Origin of the sequence: Mucilaginibacter sp., assembly GCF_036383575.1 — a bacterium.
Lineage (GTDB): Bacteria > Bacteroidota > Bacteroidia > Sphingobacteriales > Sphingobacteriaceae > Mucilaginibacter.
The window spans coordinates 1-2899 of the sequence record NZ_DASVOB010000461.1 but is presented as its reverse complement, the minus strand read 5'-3'; the positions used below and the strand labels follow the sequence as shown (position 1 = coordinate 2899).

Below are 2899 nucleotides of genomic sequence, written 5' to 3'. Positions count from 1 at the left end.
CGCGCTACGCTCGCAATGACATGTTTTTTTATTTTAAAATAGAGATAATTTCATCTTCCGAACACTTGTGGCTGCAAGCCCGCGGCAGCCATATACAAAAAGCACAAGGCCTGTTTTGCTTCGCAAAACAGGCGTTGTGCTAATGTTCTCCCTTTAGGGGGTTAGGGCGCTTAATGGATCACGTTAAACAACCTGCTCCAACGAATTTTGTGAATGAATGAAGCGTTATCATCAACACTCATCCAAATGAACAGCGCTTTACCCACAATATGGTCTTCCGGAACAAAGCCCCAGAAACGTGAGTCTTCTGAGTTATGACGGTTATCGCCCATCATAAAATAGTAGTTCAGTTTAAAAGTATAGCTATCAGCTTTCTGTCCGTTGATCAGGATGTCCTTACCGCTTACGTCTACTTTGTTGCCCTCATATATAGCTATAGCGCGGCCATAGATCGGGAATGTTAAACTATCCAATTTTACTGTCCAGCCTTTTTTAGGTACAATGATAGGTCCGAAGTTATCAACGTTCCATTTGTAATCAGGAATGTTAGCACCTATTTTATAATTGGAGAAAATGGCAGGATAAACAGGGCTAAGCGGATCTGATGCTCCCCTTGCCGTTAACCTTGGGGTAACCGATTTAATATTTGAATATCCGCGCAAAGCCTTTGCCGACTCTTCGGTGGTGTTTGTAATAAACTCAGTGTTGTTTATTGATGAAATATCAGACAAATGCAAATCAGTTGCTATCTGCGGATTAAGCTCATTTCCGTCTGTTTTAACGTCATAAGTGATCTCACCGTTTGGCGGCGTAATAGCAGCTTTACTGTTTATAAACACTTGTGCATTAACAACGCTCAGGGTATCGCCTGGGGTACCCTGGCAGCGTTTAATATAGTTTTCGCGTTTATCAACCGGCCTGAAATAAGGCGAATCGGCATCCATAGGATAATTAAATACCACCACATCGCCTTTTTTAATATCACTCAAACCCGGCAGACGGTAATATGGCAGTTCAATGCCATCCCAATAAGCTTTGGTATTGATGAGCGGCATGGTATGATGTGCAAACGGAAACGCGACAGGCGTCATTGGTAAACGTGCCCCGTAATTTACTTTGCTTACAAACAGATAATCGCCAATAAGCAAGGAGCTTTCCATCGAGGCACTGGGGATCACGTAAGCCTCAATAAATAATGTACGGATCAATGTAGCAGCAATCACCGCGAAAATGATAGCATCCGCCCATTCACGTGTCTGTGTTTTCTTAAGGGCTTTCTTATATTTCTCCCTAAACTCCGGGCTCGCCGACTGACCTAAATATTTGGTATCCTTATCAAATCCCCATTTTGGCAGGTAGATAAACTGTAGCGCAACACCTGCGCAATGTTCGGCAAACGTAAATTTGCCGTAAGACTTAATAAAATCAATCGTTATACCTAAAGCGACAAGAAAGCCCAAACCAGGTATAAGTAATAATACAAACCACCAGCCAGGCCTGCCGCTTAATTTGATCATTATATAAAAATTGTAGAGCGGAATTATAGCTTCCCAACCCGGTCTGCCCGCCTTTTCAAATAACTTCCATAAGCCTACGTAAGGCAATATGATTAAAATAATAAATGCAATTACAAATGCTACAACGTTCACTTCAGTGTTTTTATATTTTCAATTAATGTATGCCCCTGAACAACCTGTTCCACCTTATTTTATCAAAGAAAGTTGCAGTACTATCAATACTCATCCAGGTAAATAAAGCTTTGCCTACTACGTGATCTTCGGGAACAAAGCCCCAAAAGCGCGAATCTTCCGAATTATGGCGGTTATCGCCCATCATAAAATAGTAGTTAAGCTTAAAGGTATAAGTATCGGCTTTTTTTCCGTTAATCATGATATCCTTGCCCACAACATTTACCTTATTGTTTTCATAAATCTCGATAGCACGGCCATAAACCGGGAAAGTAAGACTGTCTAACTTAACAGTCCATCCCTTTTTGGGGATAATGATAGGCCCGTAGTTGTCAACATTCCATTTAAAATCGGGAAAATTAGTGGTGATCTTATAACGAGGATACTTGGCAGGGTAAACCGGGTTCAGCGGATCGCTGGTGCCTTTAAGTGTTATTGCAGGCACAATTGATTTTACGTTCGAATAGGTTTTTAAAGTAGCGGCTGCCTCTTTCGACATCTTCATTTCATAGCGATTGTCTCCCATGCTACCCGGTTGATCTATTTTAAGTTCATTTAAAATAGCAGGATTAAACTCTGTTCCGTTAGTTTGAACAAAATAACCTTCTTTACCTCTTTCAGGATCGGGGGCTGCCTTCCCGTTGATATACACCTGTGCGTCAACTACACTCAACGTGTCGCCCGGTGTGCCCTGGCAGCGTTTGATGATATTTTCACGCTTATCAACCGGCCTGAAATAAGGTGAATCCGCCTCTATCGGCGCATTAAAAACCACGATATCGCCTTTTTTAATATCACTTAAACCAGGCAAACGGTAATACGGCAATTTTACCCCGCCCCAGTATGCCTGGGTACCCCAGGGCGTAGTGTGGTGCATAAAAGGGAATGAAACAGGGGTTATCGGCATCCTCGCACCGTAATTAACCTTGCTTACAAACAGGTAATCGCCAATTAAAAGCGAGTTTTCCATCGAGCCGCTGGGGATAACGTAAGCCTCGATAAACAGCGTACGGATCAGGGTAGCGGCTATTACTGCAAATATGATAGCATCACCCCATTCACGAAGCGCACCCTTTTTCTTTTTTACTTTACTTGTATCTTTCTTTTTCCAGAATTTCCAGTTCATATGATGTATCGAATGTGCAAATTTCAGATGTGCAAATGTGCAGATTTTTTAATGTTTATATTTTATATATAAGATATATGTTACA

2 protein-coding genes are annotated in these 2899 nt (G+C 41.7%); both read right to left on the bottom strand.

Translation table 11 applies throughout. The features are described 5' to 3' along the window. Nucleotides 1-170 precede the first annotated feature (170 nt). Nucleotides 171-1649: a signal peptidase I gene (gene lepB, locus VF500_RS16405; protein ID WP_330860707.1), complete on the bottom strand. Its 1479-nt coding sequence runs from the start codon at nt 1647-1649 to the stop codon at nt 171-173. Nucleotides 1650-1671: 22 nt separating this feature from the next. Then, nucleotides 1672-2814 carry a signal peptidase I gene (gene lepB / locus VF500_RS16400; RefSeq protein ID WP_330860706.1) on the bottom strand — a complete coding sequence of 381 codons (1143 nt, stop codon included), beginning with the start codon at nt 2812-2814 and terminating at the stop codon, nt 1672-1674. Between the last annotated feature and the right edge of the window lie 85 nt (nt 2815-2899).

What these genes read in the sequence shown, in the direction of transcription:
- lepB (WP_330860706.1), bottom strand. Translation starts at nt 2,814, where the DNA reads ATGAACTGGAAATTCTGGAAAAAGAAAGATACAAGTAAAGTAAAAAAG.